Annotated in this window: 29 protein-coding genes and 1 tRNA gene; 22 read left to right on the top strand and 8 right to left on the bottom strand. The window is 69.5% G+C overall.

Features of this window, described 5'->3' with window-relative positions:
- Nucleotides 1–5: 5 nt before the first annotated feature.
- From ACWH95_RS14960 to ACWH95_RS14915, 10 genes are all read left to right on the top strand, one after another.
- A complete protein-coding gene (locus ACWH95_RS14960; protein ID WP_454120901.1) occupies nucleotides 6–533 on the top strand; it encodes an RNA polymerase sigma factor in 528 nt (175 codons plus the stop codon).
- Nucleotides 526–1,506, top strand: coding sequence for a hypothetical protein (locus ACWH95_RS14955; RefSeq protein ID WP_454120900.1), 981 nt, complete (start codon nucleotides 526–528; stop codon nucleotides 1,504–1,506). Before ACWH95_RS14960 ends, ACWH95_RS14955 begins: the two co-directional genes overlap by 8 nt.
- Entirely contained in the window at nucleotides 1,503–1,982 is a 480-nt protein-coding gene (locus ACWH95_RS14950) for a hypothetical protein (RefSeq protein ID WP_454120899.1), read from the top strand. The genes ACWH95_RS14955 and ACWH95_RS14950 overlap by 4 nt, the downstream gene beginning before the upstream one ends.
- A 62-nt stretch (nucleotides 1,983–2,044) precedes the next feature.
- Entirely contained in the window at nucleotides 2,045–2,635 is a 591-nt protein-coding gene (locus ACWH95_RS14945) for an RNA polymerase sigma factor (protein ID WP_136044294.1), read from the top strand.
- A gap of 80 nt (nucleotides 2,636–2,715) precedes the next feature.
- Nucleotides 2,716–3,219, top strand: coding sequence for a hypothetical protein (locus tag ACWH95_RS14940; RefSeq protein WP_454120898.1), 504 nt, complete (start codon nucleotides 2,716–2,718; stop codon nucleotides 3,217–3,219).
- Between the two features lie 761 nt (nucleotides 3,220–3,980).
- Complete coding sequence (locus ACWH95_RS14935; protein ID WP_454120897.1) at nucleotides 3,981–4,502, top strand: hypothetical protein; 522 nt, start codon at nucleotides 3,981–3,983, stop codon at nucleotides 4,500–4,502.
- Nucleotides 4,503–5,059: 557 nt separating this feature from the next.
- A complete protein-coding gene (locus ACWH95_RS14930; RefSeq protein ID WP_454120896.1) occupies nucleotides 5,060–5,521 on the top strand; it encodes a hypothetical protein in 462 nt (153 codons plus the stop codon).
- A 14-nt stretch (nucleotides 5,522–5,535) separates the two neighbouring features.
- The gene (locus ACWH95_RS14925; protein ID WP_454120895.1) at nucleotides 5,536–5,928 is read left to right on the top strand and encodes a hypothetical protein; all 393 of its coding nucleotides are present in this window, start codon (nucleotides 5,536–5,538) and stop codon (nucleotides 5,926–5,928) included.
- Nucleotides 5,925–6,638 (top strand): hypothetical protein, encoded by a 714-nt coding sequence (locus tag ACWH95_RS14920; RefSeq protein WP_454120894.1) that lies wholly within the window; start codon nucleotides 5,925–5,927, stop codon nucleotides 6,636–6,638. Before ACWH95_RS14925 ends, ACWH95_RS14920 begins: the two co-directional genes overlap by 4 nt.
- Before the next feature lie 80 nt (nucleotides 6,639–6,718).
- Nucleotides 6,719–7,660: a quinone oxidoreductase family protein gene (locus ACWH95_RS14915; RefSeq protein WP_454120893.1), complete on the top strand. Its 942-nt coding sequence runs from the start codon at nucleotides 6,719–6,721 to the stop codon at nucleotides 7,658–7,660.
- Here the strand turns inward: ACWH95_RS14915 and ACWH95_RS14910 are convergent.
- The gene (locus ACWH95_RS14910; RefSeq protein WP_454120892.1) at nucleotides 7,657–8,304 is read right to left on the bottom strand and encodes a hypothetical protein; all 648 of its coding nucleotides are present in this window, start codon (nucleotides 8,302–8,304) and stop codon (nucleotides 7,657–7,659) included. The genes ACWH95_RS14915 and ACWH95_RS14910 overlap by 4 nt on opposite strands.
- A 192-nt stretch (nucleotides 8,305–8,496) precedes the next feature.
- Between ACWH95_RS14910 and leuA the strand changes: the two genes are divergently transcribed.
- Nucleotides 8,497–10,251: a 2-isopropylmalate synthase gene (leuA, locus tag ACWH95_RS14905; RefSeq protein ID WP_136036915.1), complete on the top strand. Its 1,755-nt coding sequence runs from the start codon at nucleotides 8,497–8,499 to the stop codon at nucleotides 10,249–10,251.
- Between the two features lie 64 nt (nucleotides 10,252–10,315).
- On the opposite strand, the gene ACWH95_RS14900 is transcribed toward leuA, so the two are convergent.
- Nucleotides 10,316–10,693: a VOC family protein gene (locus tag ACWH95_RS14900; protein WP_136030114.1), complete on the bottom strand. Its 378-nt coding sequence runs from the start codon at nucleotides 10,691–10,693 to the stop codon at nucleotides 10,316–10,318.
- A gap of 66 nt (nucleotides 10,694–10,759) precedes the next feature.
- Here ACWH95_RS14900 and ACWH95_RS14895 point away from each other — a divergent pair, with 66 nt between their 5' ends.
- Nucleotides 10,760–11,491 carry a TetR/AcrR family transcriptional regulator gene (locus ACWH95_RS14895; protein ID WP_136044868.1) on the top strand — a complete coding sequence of 244 codons (732 nt, stop codon included), beginning with the start codon at nucleotides 10,760–10,762 and terminating at the stop codon, nucleotides 11,489–11,491.
- On the opposite strand, the gene ACWH95_RS14890 is transcribed toward ACWH95_RS14895, so the two are convergent.
- Nucleotides 11,492–12,184, bottom strand: coding sequence for a trimeric intracellular cation channel family protein (locus ACWH95_RS14890; RefSeq protein WP_136030119.1), 693 nt, complete (start codon nucleotides 12,182–12,184; stop codon nucleotides 11,492–11,494). It lies immediately after the preceding gene.
- Nucleotides 12,185–12,218: 34 nt separating this feature from the next.
- On the opposite strand from ACWH95_RS14890, the gene recO reads away from it, so the two are divergent.
- Both recO and ACWH95_RS14880 read left to right on the top strand, forming a co-directional pair.
- The gene (gene recO, locus ACWH95_RS14885) at nucleotides 12,219–12,962 is read left to right on the top strand and encodes a DNA repair protein RecO (RefSeq protein ID WP_136030121.1); all 744 of its coding nucleotides are present in this window, start codon (nucleotides 12,219–12,221) and stop codon (nucleotides 12,960–12,962) included.
- Nucleotides 12,959–13,762 (top strand): isoprenyl transferase, encoded by an 804-nt coding sequence (locus tag ACWH95_RS14880; RefSeq protein ID WP_136030123.1) that lies wholly within the window; start codon nucleotides 12,959–12,961, stop codon nucleotides 13,760–13,762. The genes recO and ACWH95_RS14880 overlap by 4 nt, the downstream gene beginning before the upstream one ends.
- Here the strand turns inward: ACWH95_RS14880 and ACWH95_RS14875 are convergent.
- Nucleotides 13,702–14,313: a P-loop NTPase family protein gene (locus ACWH95_RS14875; RefSeq protein ID WP_136030125.1), complete on the bottom strand. Its 612-nt coding sequence runs from the start codon at nucleotides 14,311–14,313 to the stop codon at nucleotides 13,702–13,704. The two genes, ACWH95_RS14880 and ACWH95_RS14875, sit on opposite strands and share 61 nt — an antisense overlap.
- A 56-nt stretch (nucleotides 14,314–14,369) precedes the next feature.
- On the opposite strand from ACWH95_RS14875, the gene ACWH95_RS14870 reads away from it, so the two are divergent.
- Complete coding sequence (locus tag ACWH95_RS14870; RefSeq protein ID WP_136030127.1) at nucleotides 14,370–15,044, top strand: DsbA family oxidoreductase; 675 nt, start codon at nucleotides 14,370–14,372, stop codon at nucleotides 15,042–15,044.
- A 69-nt stretch (nucleotides 15,045–15,113) separates the two neighbouring features.
- Here the strand turns inward: ACWH95_RS14870 and ACWH95_RS14865 are convergent, their stop codons facing one another.
- Nucleotides 15,114–16,310 (bottom strand): metallophosphoesterase family protein, encoded by a 1,197-nt coding sequence (locus ACWH95_RS14865; protein WP_454120891.1) that lies wholly within the window; start codon nucleotides 16,308–16,310, stop codon nucleotides 15,114–15,116.
- A gap of 154 nt (nucleotides 16,311–16,464) precedes the next feature.
- A complete protein-coding gene (locus tag ACWH95_RS14860; RefSeq protein ID WP_454120890.1) occupies nucleotides 16,465–16,959 on the bottom strand; it encodes a glutathione peroxidase in 495 nt (164 codons plus the stop codon).
- A gap of 59 nt (nucleotides 16,960–17,018) precedes the next feature.
- Here ACWH95_RS14860 and dusB point away from each other — a divergent pair, with 59 nt between their 5' ends.
- The 6 genes from dusB to ACWH95_RS14830 all read left to right on the top strand — a co-directional run bounded on the left by dusB (nucleotide 17,019) and on the right by ACWH95_RS14830 (nucleotide 23,960).
- Nucleotides 17,019–18,173: a tRNA dihydrouridine synthase DusB gene (gene dusB / locus ACWH95_RS14855; protein WP_136030131.1), complete on the top strand. Its 1,155-nt coding sequence runs from the start codon at nucleotides 17,019–17,021 to the stop codon at nucleotides 18,171–18,173.
- On the top strand, nucleotides 18,163–19,548 hold the full coding sequence (locus ACWH95_RS14850) for a deoxyguanosinetriphosphate triphosphohydrolase (protein ID WP_136030133.1): 1,386 nt from the start codon (nucleotides 18,163–18,165) through the stop codon (nucleotides 19,546–19,548). The genes dusB and ACWH95_RS14850 overlap by 11 nt, the downstream gene beginning before the upstream one ends.
- Nucleotides 19,548–21,407, top strand: a complete 1,860-nt coding sequence (gene dnaG / locus ACWH95_RS14845) for a DNA primase (RefSeq protein ID WP_454120889.1) — start codon at nucleotides 19,548–19,550, stop codon at nucleotides 21,405–21,407. Before ACWH95_RS14850 ends, dnaG begins: the two co-directional genes overlap by 1 nt.
- 37 nt (nucleotides 21,408–21,444) lie before the next feature.
- Nucleotides 21,445–22,218, top strand: coding sequence for an ATP-binding cassette domain-containing protein (locus tag ACWH95_RS14840; protein ID WP_136030137.1), 774 nt, complete (start codon nucleotides 21,445–21,447; stop codon nucleotides 22,216–22,218).
- A gap of 97 nt (nucleotides 22,219–22,315) precedes the next feature.
- Nucleotides 22,316–22,391 (top strand) — tRNA-Asn (locus ACWH95_RS14835).
- 153 nt (nucleotides 22,392–22,544) lie between these two features.
- Nucleotides 22,545–23,960, top strand: coding sequence for an amino acid permease (locus ACWH95_RS14830; protein WP_454120888.1), 1,416 nt, complete (start codon nucleotides 22,545–22,547; stop codon nucleotides 23,958–23,960).
- Between the two features lie 3 nt (nucleotides 23,961–23,963).
- Here the strand turns inward: ACWH95_RS14830 and ACWH95_RS14825 are convergent, their stop codons facing one another.
- The gene (locus ACWH95_RS14825) at nucleotides 23,964–24,476 is read right to left on the bottom strand and encodes a hypothetical protein (protein WP_454120887.1); all 513 of its coding nucleotides are present in this window, start codon (nucleotides 24,474–24,476) and stop codon (nucleotides 23,964–23,966) included.
- A 118-nt stretch (nucleotides 24,477–24,594) separates the two neighbouring features.
- Entirely contained in the window at nucleotides 24,595–25,161 is a 567-nt protein-coding gene (gene def, locus ACWH95_RS14820) for a peptide deformylase (RefSeq protein WP_136036925.1), read from the bottom strand.
- 61 nt (nucleotides 25,162–25,222) lie between these two features.
- Here def and ACWH95_RS14815 point away from each other — a divergent pair, with 61 nt between their 5' ends.
- A complete protein-coding gene (locus ACWH95_RS14815) occupies nucleotides 25,223–26,326 on the top strand; it encodes a DMT family transporter (protein ID WP_308194377.1) in 1,104 nt (367 codons plus the stop codon).
- The last annotated feature ends 2 nt before the right edge of the window (nucleotides 26,327–26,328 follow it).

Here is a 26,328-nt window from a genome sequence, read left to right as displayed (position 1 = left end):
CGGTCATGAGCGGCCGCAGCGAGGACCCGAACACGCTGCGTCACGAGGTCTTCACACGAGTGTTCGATGAGCACTGGGCGGCGGTGCGCCATCACATCGAGGGCGTGGTCGGTGACGACGACGAGGTCACCGAGATCGTGTCGGAGGTGTTCCTGGCCGCGTGGTCGCGTCTGCGGCCGAGTCGTCCGCCCGGTCGGGTGTGGCTGCTGCGCGAGGCCGACCGTCGTCTGCGCACCCGCGGTCGGCGGGGGACGACCCGGCTCAGGGCGCTCGACGCGCTGCACAACGGACTGTCCGGCGACCCCGAGCCGCTGGGGCTCGTCGGCCGCAGCGAGGTGCTGCACGCGGTGGGTACCCTCAGCCCGGCCCAACGGCGTATCATCATGCTCACGTATTGGGATGGACTCACGGTGGGGGAGATCGCGGAGCTGGTGCGCGCATCGGAGTCACGGGTACGGAAGACGTTGCGTCTGGCGGAGGATCGGCTTCGCGCGGCGCTGGGCCTGGAGGGGACGGATACGCGTGATGCCTGACAACGCCCTGCTCGAGCGAGCGCTCACCGCTGCGGATCCGGCGCGGACTCCGCGCGACGCGGAACCGGACGCGCGGGCAATCGCGACGCGCGACCGCATCCTGCGCAGCTCCCGGGAGCCGCAGCGTCGCCGGGCGCGCCGAGTCGGGTGGGCGGCGGGACTCACCGCCGTCGCGGCGTCGGCTGCTCTCGCGTTCGGGGTGCTGCTGCCGCAGGGCGCGGCCGTTGCGGGCACACCCACCCCGCTCGCGTTCGACGGATCCGCCTCACTCGCCGAGACCGTGGCGACCGCCGACACCGACCTCGGCGTGTTCCACGAGCCGGAGTCGCCTGAGCGCTCCGTGCGCGCCGCATCGTGGTCGTTCTCCGTCGACGTCGACGCCGGGCGGGCCGAGATCGTGCCGCAGCTGTCGACGTTCCAGTGGAGCGACGACCTCTCGGGAGAGGCGATCGCGATCAACGGTGTCGCCTACGACCCGGGCGACGCGGTCGCCAACCAGGAGGCCGAGGTCGTGAGCACGGGTGAGGTGGCGTCGCGCGTCACGTACGCACCCGGCGAGTTCGTGACCCCCGTCGTCGCTGTGCCGGGAGAGACGCCCGCCGACGTGCGGGCGCTGCTGGAGGCGTTCGGGCTGCCGAAGGAGCCGAGTGCGTTCGACGTGGTCACGGCGGTCACCTCCGTCTTCGGGCAGTGGACGCTGACCAACGCGCAGCACGCCGAGCTGCTCGCGCTCATCGAGGACTCGGGCGGTGCGCAGGCGCTGGGCGCGACGACGGACCGGCTCGGTCGTCCGGTCGCGGGCATCCGGGTGATCGCCGCGGACGGTGCCGTCAGCGACGACGTGCTGGTGTCGCTCGACAGCGGGCGCATCGTGGGCGTGGAGCGCACGGTGCTCGTGGACGACGGGATCGTGGCCCCTGGCTCGATCACGGACTACCGCATGTGGGATCTCGACGAGGAGATGATCGAATGAGGCGTACGCGCGCGACGGTGGCGGCCCTGGTGGGCCTGGTGCTGGTGCTGACCGGGGTGCCCACTGCGGCATCAGCGGCGGCGAACCCGGATGCGGTCGATCCGCAGGTGGCGCAGCTGCTCGAGGAGGTTCCGGGCGGCGAGCTGGTTGCGCCGGGTCACATCGTCTGGCCTGAGCTCGACATGGAGTTCGTGGCGGCTTCCGGCTCGTCCGGGCTGAGCGCCCGGTCCGTGGGCAGCTGCTCCACAGGTCGCATCTGCGCGTACACCGCGTACAACCTCTCCGGCAGCATCCTCAGCTGGGGGAGCTGCGGCAGCATCGCGATCCCCTCGACCTTCGTGACCCGGTCGATCGCCAACGCGCGCACCTCCGGCTACGCCCAGGCCCGCAACGGCAGCACCGTGCTCGCGACGGCGTACGCGAACGGCTCCGCCAACGTCTACGGCTCGGCGAACAACATCCGCTGCTACCTCTGAGCGCTGGTGTCGGGGGAGGAGGGCGTTGAGCGCCCGGTGTCCGGTGCCGGCGGGGGTGCCCCGTGAGTCGTCGCGCGGAGGAGCGTGCCGCCGAGCGCGAGCGCGTGTTCACCGCGATCTACGCCCAGCACTGGGCCGCCGTGCAACGACATGTGGAGTGCACGCTCGACGATGACGCGGAGGTGGCCGAGGTGGTCGCCGACGTGTTCCTCCTCGCCTGGCGCAAGCTGGATCCGGCGTGCCCGCTCGGATTGGTGTGGTTGCTGCGGGCATGCGACAACAAGCTCAAGGATCGCGACCGGAGTGAGCGAGCCCATGCGAGAGCGATCGACGCCGTCCGCACCGGGCACCGGGCGCCGCAGGGCGACCTGCTCGACGCGCTCGCGGTGCGTCGAGCGATCGACACGGTGCTGACGCCGCGAGAGCGTCGGATCGTGATTCTCGCGTACTGGGACCGGTTGGCCGCCGGCGAGATCGCTGAGCTTCTGCGGTGCAGCCAGGGAACCGTCTGGACGACCCTCAGCCGGGCGCGACGGAAGCTGCAGAGCGAGCTCGGCCTGTCGCCGATCGCGAGTGCTCCGCGGGTCGAGGCCCTGTCCATTGCACGAGCCGGCAATACCTTACGGCCGAGTATTTCCGCTCCGGGGGTGTAGACCCACCGGCTTCACTGCCCCTAGCGTGCCGCTGTGACTTCCCCCCCGCTCGGGCTCGCCCGCGAAGGACGGTACTCGTCATGCTGAAGAGGGCGGTGATCCGGGTCGCCGCGGTCGCACTGGGGTTGATGGGTGCCGCGGCCCTGTCGGGATGCGTGCCGTCGCGACCCGTCTTCCTGGAGCCGGTCGCCCTCACAGTCGTCGACGACCGGTTCGCGTGGGTGCAGTGCCTCGATGAGGCGTGGGCCATCGATTACATCTCCACGGCCGTGCGCGAAGAGTGGGGATCAGAGGACGAGGTGGTGCTCTTCTCCGCGACCGCCGACGAGGGGCGGGCCGTTGCTGTGCCCTCCGGTGAGCCGATCCTTCCCGACACCTTCCCTGACTTCTCTGTGACCAGCAGCCGCGAGTATCCGGTGTCGAGTCTGGACGGACCTGTCACTGTGTACGTCATCCTTTCCGGGCCGGACCACCGCGCGGAGATGTCGTTCAAGAACGTCGCGATCGATTCACTTGTGGAGGGTGCGTACGTGTATCACTCCGGGGAGGTGCGCGACGAGCCCTGCGGCATGGGCGCCGAGTGAGCGGCGGTGTCTCGACGCGAAGACAGGCCGGTCGGACTCCTGCATTGCACGAGGCGGCAATACCTTACAGCCGAGTATTTCCACTCCGGGGATGTAGACCCACCGGCTTGACTGCCCCTAGCGTGCCGCTGTGGCCTCCCCGCTCAACCTTCGTCTGCCTCGTTCGTGGCGCTCAGCTCGTGCGGTGAGGCCGCTTCACGCGGCTGCGGTACTGGGGCTCGCCGTCGTCGCGTGTGCCGGATGCTCAGGTGGGGCCGTGCCCGATGTGGAGGTGTCCGAGGACGACCTGATCGGCGTGTGGACGGCGACGTCCGGAACGGCGGAGTTCGAGCTGCATAGGGCGGAGGGGTGAGCGCGGAGGACTGGCCGGCATCGATGTGGTGTGACGCCGCGCCAGACACCGGTCCATCGTTCCCTTCCCTGACCGGCCAATGGTCCGCCGGATACGGCGCCAGCGCTATCGCGTTCAGCCTGAATCCGCCCTGCAACGCGATGCCCGCCCTCTTCGCTTTTGAGAGCGAACAAGGCGCGGTTGAGCTCTGGTACTTCGCACCGGGCGTTGACCGCGAATCAAACCCTGACCCCGAGGTGGTGTTCAGGAGGTCCGGGTGATGTCCGTCTTCGCGACGCCACCGAGGGCCCGGCGCGTCCGTGGCATGACGTCGAGCCCTACCTCGGCCTTTTCGCCGTTTTCGCGCGCGGGGGAGTGCCGAAGCCTCCAGAACCGGCGGAGCGCGATGAAGCGACGACGAAGAGGGCTCATGGCAAACCTCGCCTTACGTCTGTCGACGGCGGTGTCGGTGACGGTCGTGACCGCTCTCGCGCTGGTCTCCTGCTCCTTCCTTCCGGAACCCGCTGGTCTGTATCCGCCGCTGTCTTTCAGCGCGCGCGACGGGGAACCGGTCGTTGCCTGGTGTGGTGGCGACGCGGAGATCGTGCGGGTGCGGATGTACTACGGAGCAGGTTCCGTGGGAGACAGCCAACTCGTCGTCGATGGGCGCGGCACGGAGACGGTCCGTCGTGGCAGCGAGATTCTTCCAGCGGCCTTACCGAAGGGCTGGGATGTCGAGCGCAGCGGATACACCGGCGGGCAGCTCGCGGAAGTCACCATCACGATCGTGTACGGGACGACCGACGACGAGGGGCGGACCTCGACGGGCAACTTCATCGCAGAGTTCGATCTCGATGAGGCGACGCTCGAATCATGGCCCGACGGGTCGTGGATCGGAGCGGACGGGTCTGTGGCGACCGATCCGTGCGGCATGGCGAGTGCTCGCGAATGAAGACTTCGCGAGCATGGGCGAGGCGAGGACGAAGGGCGCGATGACCACGTTGGGCACCAGCTACTCGGTGCGATGGCGCGCATGCGCCGTTGCGGTCGGGATGTCGAACACGATCGTGGGAGCGGTCTTGGGGTTGATGTACGGCCTGTACTCGTTCCCCTTCACCGGGGGTTCCATCCATGCTGATGGGAACGCGGGACACGTTCTGAGCTCGATCATCGTGAGCGCGGTTTTCGGACCATCTTTCCGACAGCGTTGAGCCTTCTCGCGATGATTCCGCGACGCGCTCGCTCCCACCTGTGGCCGGTATCGATCGCCGTGGGACCAACGATCTTTTCCCTCCTCAGCTTCGTGTTCGTCTGGTCCTTCCCGGTCGTCCTTGCCTTCGTCGCTGTGGCATCGATAGCCGGAAGTGCGCTCAGCATCGCGGCGGTCACGCTTGTGCATGGTGTGCAGAGAAAAGAGGGAGACCGTTGATGTCGGAATGCGCGGATTCTGAGTCTGGAGCGGGGAACCGTGGGAGGTTCGAGCCGGTGATCGGGGGAGGACGGTGCAAAGTGAAGGACGAGTGTGGCGTCCGGCGTCTTCGGTACCCGGTCGCGGTGGTGCTCGTCTGCGCGGGTCTAGCGCTCTTCCTGGGGTTCCTCTACCAGCTCGTCTTTCTCGCGCCATTGCTTCGTGAGCGAGGCGGGGCTGAGGCAATGGCGGATGCGCTCAGATCGAGCATCGCGTTCTTCGTGGTGCTTCTCATCGCAGCTCTACCGACAGTCATTGCGCGCAGGACGAGTGCGCGATGGTGGGGAAGAGTTCTCGCCGCCGTGATCTCGGGGTTCCTGATGGCTCTGGGCAGTTGGTTCTCGCTGGCGCAGGCCAACGGCTTCCCGATAGCTGCGGGAGTGATCGCCTCGCTCGGGTTCTTAGTGCTCCTGGTCGCTGACCGCGAGATCGTGTTCAGGAGGTCAGGCTTGATGTCCGCCAGCGCCGACCATCAGTCGATTCTGCGGGGAGAAGAGGAATGAGCATGAGACGTGCCATGCCGTTTCTGCTCGCCATTGCAGGGACGACCGCGGTCCAGATGGCGTCGATCTTCGTGACGTGGCTGGGGTCGTTCGGCGGCGGGCCGTTGCTGTCCTCCCCGGAGGACATCCTGAACCGCATCGGATTCGGACTGGCGGTGATCATCGTGCTGTCTTCTGCAACCTGCATTCCGATGGTCTTCATCGCTCGCACGCGAAGTGGGGCGAGAACGGCCGTGACTGTTTCTGCGATCTTCACCGTGATCCAGGCCCTTCTGTATTCACTTCTGTTGTTCTGGCGGCCGCTCCCGCCCTATCCGGGTCTGACGCTGCTTCTCCTCGCCGGCCTCTTCGCGGTGGACTTCCTCGTCATCGTCCTGGCCCGAGACGTCGCGAAGGAGTCGCCGTGACGGCGGAGCGAGGGCACGACATTACGGAGGCGTCGACGAAGGGCGGGGTCATGGCGAAGCACTGGATGGCGACGGCGGCGGGGCCTCCGGAGTCGTGGGAGTTCGAGGAGTACGAGCCCGCGGCGCCGCGCGAGGGCGAGGTCACGATCCGCGTCCGCGCGGCCGGGGCGAAGGGAGAGCCACTCATGCTGAAGCGATTCCTCTGTCGACCCCTGGCGGTAGGGGCCGTGGTGCTCGCGAGTTCGCTTGTTCTCTCGGCCTGCGCGTTTCTTCCCGGGGTGCCAGAGGACCAACCACTCTCGCTTGCGGTGCGTGGCGGAACTCCGATCTTGAGCTGGTGTGCGCCCAGCGCCGAGATCGTCCGCGTGCGTGTGTACTACGGGACGGTGTCTGCCGACGACGCGGAGCTGGTGATCGATGCGAGGGGGCGCCTCCCTGTTGCTCCTGGGGCGGAAGTAACACCTGGCGGGCTCCCCGAGGAGTGGGTCGTGGAGCGTCACGAGTACGCCGGGGCGGAGCTTTCGGAGATCGGCGTGACGGTGGACTACGAGGCGCGGGACGCCGAGGGGGAGCTGGTCGAAAGGAGCTTCGGTGCAGACTTCGAGAACGAGGGCGCGTCCGATCTGGATTCTTGGCCGGACAACGGGTGGATCTGGGCGAACGGGACCGTGTCGACCGATCCGTGCGGCATGCCGAGTTCTCACGAGTAATCCGTGAATCGGACCGCGTCGTCTCAGCGCCTGACCGTCCCGGCGGGAGCATGATGGAGGCAACGACGAAGGGCGGGGTCATGGCGAAGCGCTGGATGGCGACGGCAGCGGGGTCTCCGGAGTCGTGGGAGTTCGAGGAGTACGACCCCGCGGCGCCGCGCGAGGGCGAGGTCACGATCCGCGTCCGCGCGGCCGGGGTGAATCCGGCCGATGCGAAGCATGTCGCGGCAGCTCGTCCGGGGGTCGAGTTCCGGGTGCCGATCGGCTACGAGGTGTCGGGCGAGCTCACGGCCATCGGCCCCGCGACCCGTATCGGTTCCGGTGAGGCCGCGGTCGGCGACGAGGTCGTGGCCTTCCGCGTGCAGGGCGGTTATGCGACCGAGGTGACCGTACCCGCCGCGAAGGTCTTCGCGAAGCCGACGACGCTCACGCACCCCGAGGCCGCGAACCTCCTGCTCGTCGGCACGACGGCGGCCGAGATGCTCGCGGTCACCGGGGCGGCACCGGGCGAGACGGTCCTGCTGCACGGGGCGTCGGGAGCGGTGGGCGTCAGCGTGCTGCAGCAGGCGCGGCTGCGCGAGGTACGAGTGATCGGCACCGCCGCGCCGGACCGCTTCGATGAGGTACGACGCTTCGGGGGGATCCCGGTCGCGTACGGCCCGGGTCTCGCCGACCGGGTGACCGCACTTACGGACGGCCCGATCGCTGCGGCGCTCGACGCCGTGGGCACCGACGAGGCGATCGACGTGTCCCTCGCCCTGGTGGCCGATCGCCGCCGCATCGTCACGATCGCGAACTTTGCGCGGGCCTCCGCCGACGGGCTTCTGGCGATCGCAGGGTCGATGCCCGACAGCGCCCGCTTCCGCGATGAGGTGCGCAGCGAACTCCTCGCGCTCGCGCAGAACCGCGACCTCGTGGTCCCGGTCGCCCGCACGTTCCCGCTCGCCGAGGCACCGGCCGCGCACCGGCTGCTCTCCACCGGTCACCCCGGCGGCAAGCTCGCGCTGATCCCCGAGGACTAGTCGACCTCGCGCAGCAGCGACTCGACGATCACCACGCCGTCTCCGTACTCGTCGTCCGCCGCGCGCTGCAGCGTCCCGTCGTCCCACGAAACCTGCAGCCACACGTACCCACGGTCGGTGCCGACGAAGACCGCCCCGGGTCCGAGCCGCGCCGCGATGTCCTCCTGCACCCTGGTCAGCTCGCCCTCCGGGGTGATGCCCGTCTTCCCGCCCGTCGGATCCTCCGGCGCCACCGGGTCGAATAGGGCGAGGAGGATCGGCGGATCCGAGACGGTCAGACGCTCGCCGTCGAAGGTGCCGTACACCGCATACGACCCCCACCGCGTGTCACGCGCGCTCACACTGCCGTCGACGCCGTCCCACGTCCAGTCGTCGAGCGGCACGCCGGCGCACTGCGGAGGGGACGAATCCATGACCGCGCCGAGGCAGAGCGTGGGGCCGTCCGTTCCGTCGATCACGGTGCCCGTTCCGAGCACGCGGCCTTCCGGGGGCGTGGGGTGCGCGTCTTCCAGCCGCTGGTCGGAGGGCACGGTGGTGCTGGTCGGTGGGAGGGTCGCACGGGGTCCGACCGCGCACCCGCTCAGGGTGACCGCTGCGGTCACGGTGGCGGCGACGAGGAGCAGGCGACGCGAGGAAGGGCTCATGTCCATCAGTGTCCCGCGTCGGCTCATCGTCTCAGCGCGGTCGAAACGGCCGCACCGACCCTGCTAGCATGGCGCCATGCCTTTCGGCGGTCTGCTTCTTCTTAGCTGCCGCGACGAGTCCTGACACTAGGGCCTTCCTCGTCGCGGCGCTTGTGTTGGCCCGTCCATTCCGACGAAGAGAAGTAGCCCATCATGCAGAACACTCAGCGCCCGTCCGCGATGCCGATCCACAAGTACCGGCCCTTCCACGAGCAGATCACCGTCCACCTGCCCGACCGCACGTGGCCCGACGCCCGCATCACCGAAGCCCCGCGCTGGTGCGCGGTCGACCTCCGCGACGGCAACCAGGCCCTCATCGATCCGATGTCCCCCGAGCGCAAGCGCGTCATGTTCGAGCTGCTCGTGAGCATGGGGTACAAGGAGATCGAGGTCGGCTTCCCCTCGGCCAGCCAGACCGACTTCGACTTCGTGCGCCAGCTCATCGAAGAGAACCTGATCCCCGACGACGTCACGATCCAGGTGCTGACTCAGGCGCGCGAGCACCTGATCGCCCGCACCTACGAGGCCATCGCCGGCGCGAAGCAGGCCATCGTCCACCTCTACAACTCCACGAGCGTGCTGCAGCGCGAGGTGGTCTTCCGCACCGACAAGCAGGGCATCATCGACATCGCCCTCGAGGGCGCCCGCCTGTGCCGGAAGTTCGAGAAGACGATCCCCGACACGCAGGTCTACTACGAGTACTCGCCGGAGAGCTACACGGGCACCGAGCTCGAGTTCGCGGTCGACGTGTGCAACCAGGTCATCGAGATCTTCGAGCCGACGCCCGACCGCAAGGTGATCATCAACCTGCCTGCCACGGTCGAGATGGCCACGCCGAACATCTACGCCGACTCGATCGAGTGGATGAGCCGCCACCTGGCCCACCGCGAGAACGTGATCCTGTCGCTGCACCCGCACAACGACCGGGGCACCGCGATCGCCGCCGCCGAGCTGGGCTACATGGCCGGCGCCGACCGCATCGAGGGCTGCCTGTTCGGCAACGGCGAGCGCACGGGCAACGTCGACCTGGTGGCACTGGGCATCAACATGTTCACGCAGGGCATCGACCCGCAGATCGACTTCAGCGACATCGACCAGGTCAAGCGCACGGTCGAGTACTGCAACCAGCTGCCCGTGCCGGAGCGCAGCCCGTGGGCCGGCGACCTCGTGTTCACGGCGTTCAGCGGCTCGCACCAGGACGCGATCAAGAAGGGCTTCGAGGCGATGGCGGCGAAGGCCGAGGCGCAGGGCGTCACGGTCGACGAGATCGAGTGGGCCGTGCCCTACCTGCCGGTCGACCCGAAGGACCTGGGCCGCTCGTACGAGGCCGTCATCCGCGTGAACTCCCAATCGGGCAAGGGCGGCGTCGCCTACCTGCTGAAGTCCGACCACGCGATCGATCTGCCCCGCAAGCTCCAGATCGAGTTCTCCGGCGTCGTGCAGGCCAAGACCGATGCCGAGGGCGGCGAGGTGACGAGCGAGCAGATCTGGTCGATCTTCACCGACGAGTACCTGCCGGCGACCGACACCGAGGCGAAGTGGGGCCGCTTCGAGCTGCTGGCCACGCAGACCCGCAGCGACATGTCGGGTGACGTGGTGCTCGACGTGGTGCTGCGCGACGACGACCAGGAGGTCGCGGTCTCCGGCAACGGCAACGGTCCGGTGGCCGCGTTCGTCGAGGTGCTGCGCGGACAAGGTTTCGACATCACGGTGTACGACTACGTCGAGCACGCTCTCAGTGCGGGCGGTGACGCGCAGGCTGCGGCCTACGTCGAGCTGCAGGTGGGCGACCAGCGTCTGTGGGGTGTCGGCATCGACGGCGACATCTCGACCGCGTCGCTCAAGGCGATCGTGTCGGGTGTGAACCGGTCGATCCGCACGCGCCAGCAGGAGCTCGCGGCGGTCTGAGGTCGCACCACGGAAGCGGCCGGGTCCCGAGGGCCCGGCCGCTTCCGCGTGCTCCGGCGGGTGGTCAGACCCACTGCACCAGCTGCCAGATGAGGCTGTTGGGGTCGGCGAACTGGCAGTAGCGCTCGCCCCACGGCTCGGTCTCCGGCGGTGTGACGACGCGGGCGCCGGCGGCGGCGATGCGGGCGAAGGCGGCGTCGAGGTCGTCCACGACGAACACCAGCAGCGTGCCCTGGCCTGCCGATCCGGCGATCTCCTCCGGGCGGAACGTGGGGAGCCCGGTCTGCAGGAAGATCAGGTTCGGCGGGGAACCGGGGTGCTCGAGCGACACGAAGCCCTCGGCGGACATGGCCTCCGTGAATCCGAAGTGGGTGGTGGCGAAGGCTGCGGAGGCGGCGATGTCGGGCACGTTGAGCGAGAGGGCGGTCTGGGTGATGTTCATGGGTCTCCTGTTCTAAACAACGTACAACGTACAGGGTTAAGTGCGCCGACGGCTAGGCTATTCCCGATGGCGAAGAATCTGGTCGATCTGCTGTGGCGTGACAGTGCCGCTGAGACCTCATCGCGCCGTGGACCGCGAGCCCGCCACTCCACCGACGACGTCGTGACGCGCGCGATCGACCTGGCCGATGCCGACGGCCTCGCCGCGGTCACCATCCGCGCTCTGGCCCAGGCATTGGGCCTCACCCCGATGTCGATCTACACGCACGTCAACAGCCGGGCGGATCTGCTCGTGCTGATGGCCGACGCGGTCCACGGACAGCGCGCACCGTCGGGCGACGCCGACGGGTGGCGAGCCCGCGTCCGCCTCGTCGCCGCGCACAACCTCGCCCTCTACCGCGCGCACCCCTGGCTGCTCGACGTGCACGACCCGCGCACCGCTCTCGGCCCCGGCACCATCGCGACGTACGACCGCGAGCTCCGCGCCTTCGACGGGCTCGGCCTCGACGACGTGGAGCGCGATGCGGCCCTCACGTTCGTGCGGGAGTTCACGCGGTCCGCCGCCGCACGCCTGCGTGACGCCGCGGAAGCGGAGGACTTCGCGCCGATCTGGGCGGACGCCGCTCCGCGGCTCGCGGGCTACCTCGGCGACGACTACCCCCTGGCGCAAGCCGTGGGCCGGGCCGCTGGCGAGGCCATGGGCGGCCCGTCCGATGCGGACGCGGCCTGGGAGTTCGGGCTCGCGCGCGTCATCGACGGGCTCGCCGGTCTGATCGAGACCCGAGACGCGGCGCCCTGATCAGTCCTTCGGCTTGACGATCGCGATGGCCCCGGTCTCCGCGGCGACCTTGCGGCGGTAGAGGCGGCGCTGCTCCGGCAGGGACACGTCGAACGTGACCGCCAGGATCCGGATGACCGCCGTGACGACGATGCCGACGATCGCGGCCAGCGTGATCGGCATGCCGACCGCGTTCGCGATCACGATGAACGTGCATCCTGCCGCAGCCGCGACCGCGTACAGCGAGCCGACGTGCATGATCGCCGTCGGCAGGCCCATCAGCATGTCGCGCAGCACGCTCCCGCCGACCGCGGCGCAGACGCCGATGAACACGGCGGGCACCTCGGGGATGCCGAACGCGAGGGCCTTGCTCGTGCCGAAGGCGCCGAACATGCCGATCACCACGGCGTCGAGCACCACGATCGCGGTGTTGAGGCGGGTGAACAGCCCCGCGAGCAGCATGCCGAGGAGCGCGGCACCCGCGGCGGTCACCAGGTACCACTGGTTCTGCAGGGTCGCGGGCGTCTGCCCGAGCAGGATGTCGCGGATGAGACCGCCGCCCATGCCGATCATGATCCCGATGATCGCGACGCCGAGCCAGTCGAGCCGCCGCTGCCCCTGGAATCCGGCGGCGAACATGGCACCCTGCACCCCGCCGAGCCCGACGCCGAGGAGGTCCGCCCACAGCGGAATGGTGAAGAGCGGTTCGGTCACCCGTCCATTGTCCCGCACGGAGGATAATCGGAAGGTGCCCACCTACCGAGACGAAGCGGTGATCCTGCGCACCCACAAGCTGGGCGAGGCGGATCGGATCGTCACGATGCTGTCGCGCCGGCACGGCAAGGTGCGGGCGGTCGCGAAGGGCGTGCGGCGCACGTCGTCGAAGTTCGGCTCGCGGCTCGAACCGTTCATGGTCGCCGACGTGCAGCTGTACGAGGGGCGCTCGCTCGACATCGTGCAGCAGGCGGAGTCGCTCGGCGCGTACGGCACCGACATCGCGGCGCACTACGACCGCTTCACCGCGGCCAACGCGATGGTCGAGACCGCCGACCGGCTGAGCGACGCAGAGGCCACACCGGAGCAGTACCTGCTGCTGGTCGGCGGACTGCGTGCGCTCTCGCGCGGAGAGCACGTGCCACGCAGCATCCTCGACTCCTACCTCCTGCGCGTGATGTCGCTGTCGGGGTGGGCGCCGTCGCTCGACGACTGCGCCCGCTGCGGTGCCCCGGGTCCGCACACCGTGTTCGTCGCACAGCTGGGCGGGCTCGTGTGCCACGCCGACGCCCCCGCGGGCAGTCCGCGCATCGCCGAGAAGACCCTGGCGCTGCTGCGCGCGCTCATCCGCGGCGACTGGGAGCTCATCGACGCCGCCCCGCACGCCGACACCGCTGCCGCCTCCGGCCTGGTGGCGGCCTATGCCCAGTGGCACCTGGAGCGCGGCATCCGCTCTCTCGCGCACGTCACCACCACCCCGGGAGAAGGAGCACGGTGAGCCCGAAGCCCTACACGCACAAGGACGCCGTCGCCTACCGGCCGCTCGACTGGACCGGGGTGTATCCGCCGCCGTTCCCCGCGGTGCCCGAACACGTCGCGATCGTGATGGACGGCAACGGCCGCTGGGCGAACCGCCGTGGCCTCAGCCGCATCGAGGGGCACAAGGCGGGGGAGGAGGTGCTGCTCGACGTGGTCGCCGGCGCGATCCAGGCCGGGGTGAAACACCTCTCGGTCTACGCCTTCTCCACCGAGAACTGGGCCCGGTCGCCCGAGGAGGTGCGCTTCCTGATGGGCTACAACCGCGACGTGCTGCACCGCCGCCGCGACCAGCTCAACGAGTGGGGCGTGCGGGTGCGGTGGGCCGGGCGCAAGCCGCGCCTGTGGGGCAGCGTCATCAAGGAGCTGCAGTACGCCGAGCAGCTCACCCGCGGCAACGACGTGCTCACGCTCACGATGTGCGTGAACTACGGCGGCCGCGTGGAGCTGGTCGACGCGATGCGGGCGATCGCCGCCGATGTCGCGGCCGGGCGCCTCAAGCCGAACGCGATCACCGAGAAGACCGTCCGGCGTCACCTCTACGTGCCCGACATGCCCGATGTCGACCTGTTCCTGCGCAGCTCGGGCGAGCAGCGCACGTCGAACTTCCTGCTGTGGGAGTCGGCCTACGCCGAGATGGTGTTCCTCGACACGCTGTGGCCCGACTTCTCGCGCGAGGAGCTGTGGCGCGCGATCGGCGTCTACCTGTCGCGCGACCGGCGTTTCGGCGGCGCGATCGACACCCCCGACGCCTCGGCCTGAGCACGCAGCCAGCGCTCCGTCTCGCGCGGGTGTGTCAGCCGCACGACGATGAGGTGCGGGAAGCGCTCGACGTAGCCCGGCATCCGCTCGCTCCAGGTGTGCAGCGTCTTCGTCTGCCACGCGAGGATGTTCTGCTCGGGGTCGCGGTTGAGCAGGTTCCACGGCCCCTTCTCGCGGTTTCCGTTCCAGAGTTCCTTCCGCAGAATGCCGCGGGCCAGCGTCCGCCGCAGCAGCCGTCCCCGCACCACCGGGTACGGGTAGTCGAGCCAGACCGCGAGCTGGGCGCGCGGCGTCAGGAACGCGTCGGTGCCCTTGCTCGTGTACTGCCACTCGGTCACCCAGCGGTCCTCCGCCGCGAAGGCGCGCACGTCGTCGAGGAACTCCGGGCGCGGAGTCCAGCCCGGCCCGTGGAACAGCGCGTCGATCTCGACGTGGCGGAGCCGCCACAGCTCGCCGAGGCGACGCGCGAGGGTGGTCTTGCCCGAGCCCGTGACGCCCGCCACGAGCACGCGCTCCGGCCGACGAGGGAGCGGGTCGTCGGCGGAGAGCATCCGAGCATCCTACCGAGCACGGAATACCCCGGGAGTGCATGCGGTTGGATGAAGGTGTGACTGAACCCATCTCCATCGACATCTGGTCCGACATCGCCTGCCCGTGGTGCTACATCGGCAAGCGCAATCTCGAGAAGGGTCTGGAGGCGGTCTCCGCCGACGAGGACGCCCCCCGGGTCACCGTCACGTTCCACTCGTTCGAGCTCTCGCCCGACACGCCCGTCGACTTCCACGGCGACGAGGTCGACTTCCTCGCCGGACACAAGGGCATGCCGCGCGAGCAGGTCGAGCAGATGCTGTCGCACGTCACCGGGGTGGCCGCGGACGCGGGGCTCGAGTACCGCTTCGACCTGCTGCAGCACACCAACACCGTGAAGGCGCACGAGCTGCTGCACTTCGCGAAGGCCGAGGGGCTTCAGCACGAGATGGAGGAGCGGCTGATGTCCGCCTACTTCACCGAGGGCAAGCACGTGGGTCGCATCGACGACCTGGTGGCGCTGGCGGCCGAGGTCGGCCTCGACGCCGACAGGGCCCGCGCGGCGCTCGAGAGCGAGCAGTATCTGCCCGACGTGCGTCAGGATCAGGCGCAGGCCCGGGCGTACGGCATCCAGGGCGTGCCGTTCTTCGTGGTCGACGGCCAGTACGGCATCAGCGGTGCGCAGCCGCCGGCAGCGTTCGAGAACGTGCTCCGCGACCTGTGGGCGCAGCGCGGCGAGGCCGTCGAGGCCTGACCGCCGCCGGCCGAGAGCATCAGAACGGCGGGGACCCGATCGCGGGCCCCCGCCGTTCTCTCGTTCGCGTCAGACGCGCTGCTGGCGAGGTGCCAGCGGCAGGGGTTCCATGGGCTGGTCGTCGGCGGTGAGATCGATGCCGAGGTCCTTCGCATAGACGACCCGCGAGGCGATGCTCACCTGATCCCCGCTCTCGGTCAGCTCGAACACACGCCCGCCGCGGAGGCGGTTGCGCTCCGCTCCGTCGAGGCCGTACGCACCGAAGCCGGTTCCCGGCGCGTAGCCGAGCAGCACGCCGTAGTAGTCGCCCATGTAGTCGTTGACGTGGTCGTGGCCGACGAACACGCCCTTCACGTCGCCGCGCTCGACGATCGCGTTGAACATGCCCGAGTTGAAGGGCCCGGGGCACTCGTCCTCGTTGCGCTCTCCGACGATGCCGTGGCGCGCGCGGCCGCGGGCGGCGTCGGCCTCCGTGCGGGTGTCCACGCCGCCCCACCACATGAACCGGTGCTCCCAGAGCGCGATGTGGAGGAACATGAGGGCGGGGACCTTGCGGCCGGCGCGCTGCTCGAGCCGCTGCGACTGCTCGCGATACCAGGCGACCTGGTCCATGCGCACCCAGTCCCAGGTCGGGTAGCCGGCGAAGTCCTGTCCGGCGAGGGCGTCCGGGGCGTAGCGGCCGGAGTCCAGCAGCCAGAGCGCGAACGCCTCCCGGTTCTTCTTCGCCGACGAGCCGATGGTCAGCAGCGTGTTGCTGGTGCCGGTCACGCCGCGCGTGTTCTCCGCGTTCACGTTGTACTCGTACGAGCGGTAGATCTTCAGCATCCCCGCCTCGTCCACGCCCGACTGCGGGAGCGAGTCCTCGTCGTGGTTGCCGTAGGTCACCGCCCACGGGATGCCGCGGGACTCCATCGGCCACACGACGTTGTTGATCGCCTGCTTCACGGCGAGACGGGTCTCGCATCCGCCCGTGATCACGTCGCCGTTGATCACCACGAGGTCGGGCTGCTCCTGGTCGAGCACCTTCTCGATCAGCTCGACGGTGCGGCGGTCGGTCTGCTCATCGTCCTGCGTGTCGTTGAACTGCACGACCGTGAAGGTCCCGTCGGCGCGGAACCGCAGTCCACGCGCGGCTTTCGCTGTCGAGGCGGCCACGGTCGTGTCGGCGGCGGCGGCGGTGGTGCCGAGGGGCAGGGTGGAGCCGAGGGCGCCGAGCGCTCCGGCGGTGAGGACGGTTCGCCGGCTGATCGGCAGTCGGTCGGGCATGCGGTGTCTCCTTCATCTGCGGCGGGTGTGGCCGCAGGGGAGACTAGGGGCGCCGGATGGCGAGGGTCTGACGAGCGCGTGAACACCGCGGCCGTTCGAGGGCCGCGAGCAGCCCGTTCCGGGTGACGCGGGGGTGAACGAGCGCGGCCCCGGGTCAGCGGGAGAGTGCGGCCTCGATCGCCTCGACGATCTCGGGGGAGTCCGGCTTCTGCTTCGGGCGGAAGCGCAGCACCTCTCCGTCGGGCAGCACCAGGAACTTCTCGAAGTTCCACTCCACCCGTCCGGCCTTGCCGCCCGCGTCAGGGGTCTCCTTGAGCGCCTTGTACAGCTCGGACGCGTTCCTGCCGTTGACCCTGACCTTGTCGTTGACCGGGAAGGTCACGCCGTACGTGGTGGAGCAGAACTCGAGGATCTCGTCGACCGAGCCCGGCTCCTGACCGAAGAACTGGTTGCACGGGAAGCCGACGACCGTGAAGCCGCGGTCGCCGAAACGGCGCTGCAGCTCCTCCAGCTGCTCGTACTGCGGGGTGAGCCCGCACTTGGACGCCACGTTCACCACCATCACCACGTCGGCACCGAGATCGTCGAGGGTCTTCTCCTGACCCTGAGCGTCGGTGAACGGGATCGAACGGAGCGCGGAATCGGTCATATGCACAGCTTAGGTCGCCGCGTCCGCAGGGGCTCCGGGTCTGGGAGAATGGACGTGCCATGACTGTCGCCACCGCCCCCGCCCGCCCCCTCCGCATCGGCCCGATCGACCTCGACGTGCCGGTCGTGCTCGCACCCATGGCGGGCATCACCAACACGGCCTTCCGGCGACTGTGCCGGGAGTACGGCGCGGGGCTGTACGTGAGCGAGATGATCACGTCGCGCGCGCTGGTCGAGCGCAACGAGACCACGATGCGGCTGATCCGTCATCACGAGTCCGAGACGCCGCGGTCCATCCAGCTCTACGGCGTCGATCCGAAGACGATCGCGGAAGCCGTGCGCATCATCGTGGCGGAGGACCACGCCGACCACATCGACCTGAACTTCGGCTGCCCGGTGCCCAAGGTCACGCGCAAGGGCGGCGGGGCGGCTCTGCCCTGGAAGTCGAAGCTGTTCGCCGACATCGTGGATCAGGCCGTGAAGGCCGCCGGCGACATCCCGCTCACGGTCAAGATGCGCAAGGGCATCGACCGCGATCACCTCACGTTCCTCGACGCCGGGCGCGCGGCGGAGGACGCCGGGGCGGCCGCGGTGGCGCTGCACGCCCGCACCGCGAGCGAGTTCTACTCCGGCCACGCGGACTGGAACGCGATCGGCGAGCTCAAGCAGGCCGTCACGAGCATCCCGGTGCTCGGCAACGGTGACATCTGGTCGGCCGACGATGCCGTGCGCATGATGGCCGAGACCGACTGCGACGGTGTGGTGGTCGGTCGCGGCTGCCTCGGGCGGCCGTGGCTGTTCGGCGAGCTGGCCAACGCATTCGGTGGCGAGGGCAAGACGGTCGACGCAACTCTCGGCTTCGTGTCGGATGCGTTCCGCCGTCACGCCGAACTGCTGGTGGAGTTCTTCGAGGACGAGGACCGCGGGTGCCGCGACGTGCGCAAGCACGTGTCGTGGTACTTCAAGGGCTACCCCGTCGGCGGCGACATCCGCACGGGCCTGGCGACCGCGTCGAGCCTCGCCGAGATCGACGAGCTGCTGGGTCGCCTCGACCGGTCGGCACCGTACCCTGGAGCCGACGCCGAGGGGCAGCGCGGGCGCGCCGGCCACCCGAAGAAGACGGCGCTGCCGGAGAAGTGGCTGGAGTCGCGCGAGCTGGCCTCCAGCGCCTCGGAGATGATGCGTGGAGCGGAGATCGAGAACAGTGGCGGATGACCCCTCGGTCGGCGGTCGCGCCGACGGCTACCACCCGCGCGACGCCGAGCGCTTCTTCGCCGAGACGCACCGCTCCGAGCGCGACGACTTCGCGCGTGACAGGGCCCGCGTGCTCCACTCGGCCGCGCTGCGCCGTCTGGCCGCCAAGACGCAGGTGCTCAGCCCGGCGAGCACGGCCGACTTCGCTCGCAACCGCCTGACGCATTCGCTCGAGGTGGCGCAGGTGGGTCGCGAGCTCGCCGCGGCGCTCGGCGTCTCCGCCGACGTGGTCGACACCGCCTGCCTGAGCCACGACCTCGGCCACCCGCCGTTCGGTCACAACGGCGAGCGGGCGCTGAACGAGTGGGCGGAGCCGATCGGCGGCTTCGAGGGCAATGCGCAGTCGCTGCGCATCCTCACGCGCCTCGAGGCCAAGGTGCTCGACGCGGACGAGCACTCGGTCGGCTTGAACCTGACCAGGGCCAGCCTCGACGCGACCTGCAAGTACCCCTGGACGGTGGACAGCCCCGTGCCCGACCCGGGCGGCCGGCTCAAGTTCGGTGTGTACCCGGAGGACGAGGCGGTGTTCCGCTGGATGCGCGAGGGGGCGCCCGGCCGCCTGCGGTGCATCGAAGCCGAGATCATGGATCTCTCCGACGACATCGCCTACTCGGTGCACGACTTCGAGGATGCGATCGTCAACGGCTACGTCGACGTGGCGCAGCTCGCCGACCCTGCGGCCCATGAGGCGCTGCTCAGCCGCATCCAGCAGTGGGTGGGCTACGACTTCACGCGCGACGAGCTCGCCGACGCCCTCTACCGTCTGGCATCGCAGCCGATGTGGCTCGCGTCGTTCGACCGCTCGCGGCAGTCGCTCGCTCGGCTGAAGAACCTCACCAGCGACCTGATCGGGCGCTTCGCCCGTGCGGCCGTGTCCGCGACGCGCGAGGCCTACGGCACGGCGCCGCTGGTCCGCTACAACGCGCACGTCATCGTGCCGCGCGTGATCGAGGTCGAGATCGCCGTGCTCAAGGGCATCATGGGTCAGGCCATCGTGACGATCGACGCACGAAAGGGCGTGTACAAGGAGCAGCGGCGGGTGCTCAAGCGCCTCGCCGACGCGCTGTGGTCGACCGATGCGCTGTGGTCGGCCGGGGCCGACGTGCTGGAGCCCGCGTTCGCCGCCGACTTCGTCGCCGCCGAGAGCGACGCGGAGCGGGCGAGGGTCGTGGTGGATCAGATCGCGAGCCTGACCGACCAGAGCGCGGTGGACTGGCACAACCGGCTCGTCGGGGAGATCGACCCGGCGGAGGTCGGCATCTGGACCCCGCGTCACGCGCGACCCGGCACGCGCACCCCCGTCACGCGGCGTCCCGTCGCCGAAGGGGCGCACTGATGCCGCGGATCCGGCAGGCCGACGTCGACGAGGTGAAGGCCCGCACGAACATCGCCGACATCGTGGGCGAGCGCGTGGCGCTGAAGTCGGCGGGGGTCGGATCCCTCAAGGGGCTGTGCCCGTTCCACGACGAGAAGAGCCCGAGCTTCCACGTCCGCCAGCAGGTCGGCTACTACCACTGCTTCGGCTGCGGGGAGTCGGGCGACGTGTATTCGTTCCTCCGGGCGATGGACCACGTGAGCTTCACGGAGGCGGTCGAGCGCTTGGCGGGCCGCATCGGCTACACCCTGCACTACGAAGACGGGGGAGCGGCCCCGGAGACCAGTGGCCGCAGCCGCCTGTACGCGGCGAACACGGCGGCGGCGGAGTTCTTCCGCGCCCAGCTGCTGACCCCCGACGCCGAAGCCGCGCGTCGGTTCCTCGGCGAGCGGGGCTTCGACGCCGGAGCAGCCGCGCACTTCGGGGTGGGCTTCGCGCCGCGCGGGTGGGACGGGATGCTCAAAGCGCTGTCGGCGCAGGGCTTCACGCGCGACGAGCTCAGCGCCGCGGGACTCGTGTCGACCGGGCAGCGCGGCGTGTACGACCGGTTCCGCGGGCGACTGGTGTGGCCGATCCGCGACGTGTCGGGACAGACGATCGGGTTCGGCGCGCGCAAGCTCTTCGACGACGACCAGGGCCCCAAGTACCTGAACACCCCCGAGACCCCGATCTACAAGAAGGCGCAGGTGCTGTACGGGCTCGACCTCGCCAAGCGCGACATCGCCCGCGGCGACCCCCGGCGCGTCGTGGTCGTCGAGGGCTACACCGACGTGATGGCGTGTCACCTCGCCGGTCTCACGACCGCGATCGCGACGTGTGGAACGGCGTTCGGCACCGAGCACATCAAGGTCCTGCGCCGTGTCATGGGCGACGACAACGCCTCCGGCGAGGTCGTGTTCACGTTCGACGGCGACGAGGCGGGTCAGAAGGCCGCGCTGCGGGCGTTCACGGAGGACGACCGCTTCAACGCGCAGACCTTCGTGGCCGTGGCTCCGGACGGGCTCGACCCGTGCGACCTCCGCCTGCAGCGCGGCGATGCGGCCGTGCGCGGGCTCATGGACGCCAAGCAGCCGATGTTCGAGTTCGCGATCGACCGCAAGCTCGCCGGCTTCGACCTCTCGACCGTGGAGGGCCGCGTGGGCGCGCTCCGGGCCGCGGCGCCGATCGTGGCGGAGATCCGGGACCGTCTGCTGCGTCCGGGGTACGAGCGTGTACTGGCACGCCGTCTGGGCATGGACCCGACCGAGGTGCACGGCGAGGTCGAGCGGGCGGCTCGGGGCGCGGCGACCGCTGCGCCGAGGCGCGAGACCTCGCCCCCCGACCCCGCCTCGGGTGCCCCCGCGGTGGCCGCGGTCACGCTGGCGAGCCTGCCCCGCACCGCCGATGTGGCCGTGGAGCGCGACGCCCTCATGGGTGCGCTGCAGTACGGGCACCAGATCGACGCGGTGCTGCTCGACCGTGCCCTGTCGCAGCCGTTCCGCACGCCGGGGCTCGACGCGGTGCGCGAGGCGATCGCGGCAGCCCCCGACCGCAGCAGACCGGGGTGGGTGACCGATGCGGTCAATGCGGTGCGGGAGCCGTACCGGTCGCTCGGCGGCGAGCTGCTGATGACGCCGTTCCCGGCGCGCGACGAGGCGGGGGCGGTCGCCTCCGCGACGGATCTCGCGCGGCGGCTGGTGGTGCGGCAGCTCGAGCGGGAGAAGCAGGAGCTCCTGGGTGCGGTGCAGCGCGTCCCGGCGGACTCCGACGGCGGGCGGGCTCTGCGGGTCCGTCTCCGTGACATCGATGTGGAGCGTCAGCGCTTCTCGGCCGAGTCGTAACGGGGCGGGGCGCGGTGCAGCGGGCAGGATGGAAGACATGTCCCGCAGGCCCGTCTCCACGTCCGCGATCGAGTGCTCCGATCTGGTGATCGACCGCATCGGTCACGGCACACCGAACCGCGCGGTGGACGGGGTCACGTTCACCCTGGCGCCCGGCGGGCTCATCTGCGTCGCCGGACCCACGGGGTCGGGGAAGTCGACGCTCGTCGCCGCTCTCGCCGGGTCCACCGACCCCTCCGTGCGCGTGGTGGGCGGCAGCGCCCAGGTCTGCGGCATCGACATCCGCCGCCCCGGTCGCAAGCATCGCATCCTCACGTACCGCACGGGATTCGTGCCGCAGGGTGCGGGCGCGGATCTGCCGCCGCGGCTCACGGTGAACGAGGTCATCGCCGAGCCGATCCTGATCCGCGAGCGCCGCGTCAACACCAAGGCGCTGTCGATCCGTGTCGCGACGCTGTTGGACGAGCTGCACCTGCCCCTGGGGACGGCGTCGAAGTTCCCGTACGAGTTGAGCGCGGGCATGCGGCAGCGCGTCGCGATCGCCCGGTCGTTCGTGCTCGAGCCCCGGGTCCTGATCGCGGACGAGGTGCTGGCCAACCTCGACCTCGAGGTGCGCCCGGTGGTGTTCGACGCGATCACGCGGCGACGCACCGAGGAGGGCATGGCGGCGCTGCTGGTGACGAACGACGCCGATTTCATCCGCGAGCTCAACGCCGAGACGCTCATGCTGCGCGGCGGCCACGTGGTGGCGAGAGGGGTGGGGAAGGACCTGCTCTGGGTGCCCAACGCGGAGACCGATTCCCGCGGCTGATGGCGACACGCCCGGCGTCCGCCGAAGGGCCGTCGGTGTCACGAACGGCCTTCGGAGTTTGCTAAGCTTGTCGAGTTGCCCGCACAGCGGAGCACATTCCTCGGTAGCTCAATTGGCAGAGCAGCCGGCTGTTAACCGGCAGGTTCTTGGTTCGAGTCCAAGCCGGGGAGCCAACGAGAAGAGCCCCCTCTGCGGAGGGGGCTCTTCTGGTCTCCCGAGACGCGCGTCCTTGCGGACGAGACCACTCTGCAGAGTATCGGTCTGTCCACAGTAAAATGTTACTCTCGTCGCACCGCTGACCTCGTTCGCGGTCGAAGGAGAGATCGATGACGACATCCGACCCCCGCGAACTGCGCTCAGGGCTCAAGTCGCGCCACATGTCCATGATCGCGATCGCGGGCGTCATCGGCGCCGGGCTGTTCGTGGGTTCGGGGGCGGTGATCCACGCCGCAGGACCCGCCGCGATCATCGCCTATGCGACCGCCGGGGTGATCGTCGTGCTGGTGATGCGCATGCTGGGGGAGATGTCGGTGATGAACCCCGACAGCGGCTCCTTCTCCACGTACGCGGACCGCGCGATCGGTCGATGGGCGGGCTTCAGCATCGGCTGGCTCTACGCGTGGTTCTGGATCGTGGTCCTCGGCGTCGAGGCGACCGCCGGCGCGTTGATCCTCCACCGGTGGATGCCCGGAGTCCCGCAGTGGGGATTCGCTCTGGCGCTCATGGTGGTGCTCACCCTCACGAACCTGGCGTCCGTCGCGTCGTACGGCGAGTTCGAGTTCTGGTTCGCCGGGGTCAAGGTCGTCGCGATCGCCGCGTTCCTCGTGATCGGGGTGCTGGCGGCGCTCGGCGCGTTCCCCGGGTTCCCCCCACCGGGGCTCGACAATCTCGTGGCCCACGGCGGGTTCTTCCCGAACGGCGTGCTCGCCGCGTTCTCGAGCATCCTCGTCGTGGTGTTCTCGTACTTCGGCTCGGAGATCGCGACGATCGCCGCCGGGGAATCGACCAACCCCACCGTGGCCGTCCGCAAGGCGGTCAATTCCGTGGTGTGGCGGATCATCGTCTTCTACGTCGGGTCGATCTCCCTGATCGTGCTGTTGCTGCCCTGGAACGACGCCTCGATCGCGAAGAGCCCGTTCGTCGCGGTTCTCGACGCGATCGGCATCCCGGTGGCGGCGGTGATCATGGACGTCGTGGTGCTGGTGGCGGTGCTCTCGTGCCTGAACTCGGGCCTCTACACGGCGAGCCGCATGCTCTACTCGCTGGCTCGGCGGGGCGACGCCCCCGCGCTGCTCGGCCGCACGGCGCGGAACGGCTCGCCCCGGTACGCCGTGCTGGCCGCGACGGTCGTGGGGTTCATCACGGTCGGACTGAACTACCTTTATCCCGACACGGTCTTCCTGTTCCTGCTGAACTCGTCGGGGGCGATCGCCCTCTTCGTCTGGCTCGTGATCGCCGTGTCGCAGATCCGGCTGCGGCGGGCGGCGATGCGCCGAGGTGTGCAGGTGCCCCTGCGCATGTGGGGCTTTCCGGTGCTCAGCTACGTCGTCGTGGCGGTGATCGTCGCTCTGTGCCTGGCGATGTTCCTCCAGCCGGACACCCTCTGGCAGATCACGATCTCGCTCGCGATCGCGGTGCTCGTCAGTGTTGTCGGCATGCTCCGTCACCGCGCCGGAGGCGGCTCGACGCAGAAGGCGGCCGGGAGCGGATCGCTCCCGGCCGCCGATGCGGTGGTGGACTGACCGTCAGCGCGCGGCGCCGGCCAGGGAGCCCTCGACCTGCCCGGCCGGGTCGACGATCAGGCACTGGATCACGCGGTCGTTCGCCTGCTCCCACGAGTCCTGGCTCGGCGTGAGCGTGGTCACGTCGAGGGCCGACTCCTGGTAGCCGATACCGACGAACGAGGTGAACGCGTCGCCGATGCACCCCTCGGACGCGGCGCCGATGGCGTCTTCCGAGTAGTCGCCGTCGTCCATCGTGATCTCGTGAAAGACCTCTTCGTCGTGCGGCTCGGTGCACGGCACGACGTTCGCGTCGGTGAGCATCCCCGAGCCGGTCTCGAGCATGCAGTCGCCGAGCTTCACGGAGAAGACGTCGATGTTGGCGCTCTCCGTCACCTGGCCGGTCTCCTCGTCGCGGTTCGCGTCACCGGAGCCGCTGCCCAGGATGCTGTTGATCGCGCTGCAGCCGCTCAGGGCGAGCGAGGCCGCCGCGATCGATGCTGCGAGCACGAGCGCGCGACGAGTGCGCATCTTCATCATGTTTCCCCTCCAAAGCGTGGTGCGGGGCATGCTGATATATCCCCGCCGCGAACACGCTATAGTGCCCGAAGTCTGTGACGCAACTCGACGGATGCTGTGCGTGGGCTGAAAGCGTTCAGCCCTCGAGGTCGTCCACCCCGGGCAGCCAGCTCACACCGGGGCGACCCCATCCGCGCTTGCGGGCGATCTTCTGCGTGGTCTTCCAGTCGGCGTCCGACAGTCGATCGATGTAGAGCACTCCGTCGAGGTGGTCGAACTCGTGCTGCATGATGCGAGCACGCCACCCATCCACTTCGAGTGTCACCGGCGCGCCGTCGAGGTCGATCGCCGTCACGCGCACGCGATCGGACCGGCGGAGCGGGAACCGCTCGCCGGGGAACGACAGGCATCCCTCCGCCTCGAGATCGGGGTCGGGTGCGCCCGGCTCGGGGGGCGTCATCCACAGCACGGGATTGATCAGCACGCCTCGCCAGGGGCGGTCCTCGTCGTCGACGTAGTTGTACGTGTAGATACGCAACGGCACCCCGACCTGCGGGGCGGCCAGCCCGACGCCGGGAGCGGCGTCCATCGTCTCGAACATGTCGGAGACGAGCGTGCGCACCTCCTCGGTGATCTGCTCGACGGGGGATGCGGGGGAGTGGAGGACGGGATCGCCCATGATGCGAATCGGAAGTACGGCCACGTCACAACCCTAGTCCGCGAGACTCTCCGGGTAGGGTCGTAGTGTGAGCGCAGGGGTGTGGATGGGGATGGCCGAAGACGTCGGCGACCAGCTCGTCGGTGCCTTCCAGAACCCGGGGATCCTTCTCGGCATCCCTCTCGCCCTGGCCGGTGCCGTCTTCATGTCGCTCGGCGCGCAGTACCAGCACCGCGGGGTGGAGAAGGTCGAGCGGCTGAGCGGCTCCACCGGCACCTCCGGGCTCACGTTCGCCCAAATCAAGGGTCTGCTCACGCGCCCGTCCTGGATCATCGGCACGCTGATGCTCGGCCTCGCGATCGTCTGCCAGCTCGCAGCCCTCGTGCAGGCGCCACTGATCGTCGTGCAGCCGCTCGGCGCGATCGCCCTGGTCATCACGACGCTCCTCAACGCGCGGATCTCCGGGCATTCCCCGACCAGGCAGTCGCTCACGGCGATCGTGGCGTGCGTCGGCGGCATCTTCCTGTTCGTGTTCTTCGCGGCGATCTTCGCGACGGAGCAGGACGTCACCGACCGCGAACTGTTCGTGATCCTCGCCCTCCTGCTCGTCGTCATCATCGTGCTCGGTGCGTGCTGGCTGATCCTGCGTCACCGCATGCGCGCGCTGTTCTACGTGATCGGAGCCGGCATCCTGTACGGCTTCGTGGCGACGCTCGCGAAGGTCGTCATCAAGCGCATCGAGGCGGGCCAGTTCGAATGGATCACCGCCGTCTGCGTGCTTGCCCTGGTGTCGGCCGCGGCCGTGGGCGCGTACTTCGTGCAGACCGCCTACAGCTCGGGACCCCCCGACCTCGTGATCGCCGGACTCACGGTCGTCGACCCGCTCGTGGCGGTGCTCATCGGCATGGTCGTGCTGGGCGAGGCGGCCGCCGCGCCGTGGTGGGTGCTCATCATCTTCGCGATCGCCGGGGGCATCGCCGTGTGGGGTGTCGTGGGCCTCGCGCGCTACCACCCGCAGGTGCTCAGCGACAGCCAGGAGCTCGGCATCACCCGGGGCAGCTCGGCTCCGACGCACGCGGACGATGCCGCAGCCGCCGCACCGCCGTCACCGATGCGCGACGCGGCGTCTGCCGTCGAGGAGACGTCCGCCGCTGAAGCGCCGCGCTCTGGCGACGACCCCGAGGCGCGCACGCGCCCCGACGCCCCGTAGCC

Source organism: Microbacterium sp. NPDC055502 (assembly GCF_053643635.1).
Note: the sequence above shows the minus strand (reverse complement) of the source record. Positions and strands in the feature narration are given on the sequence as shown.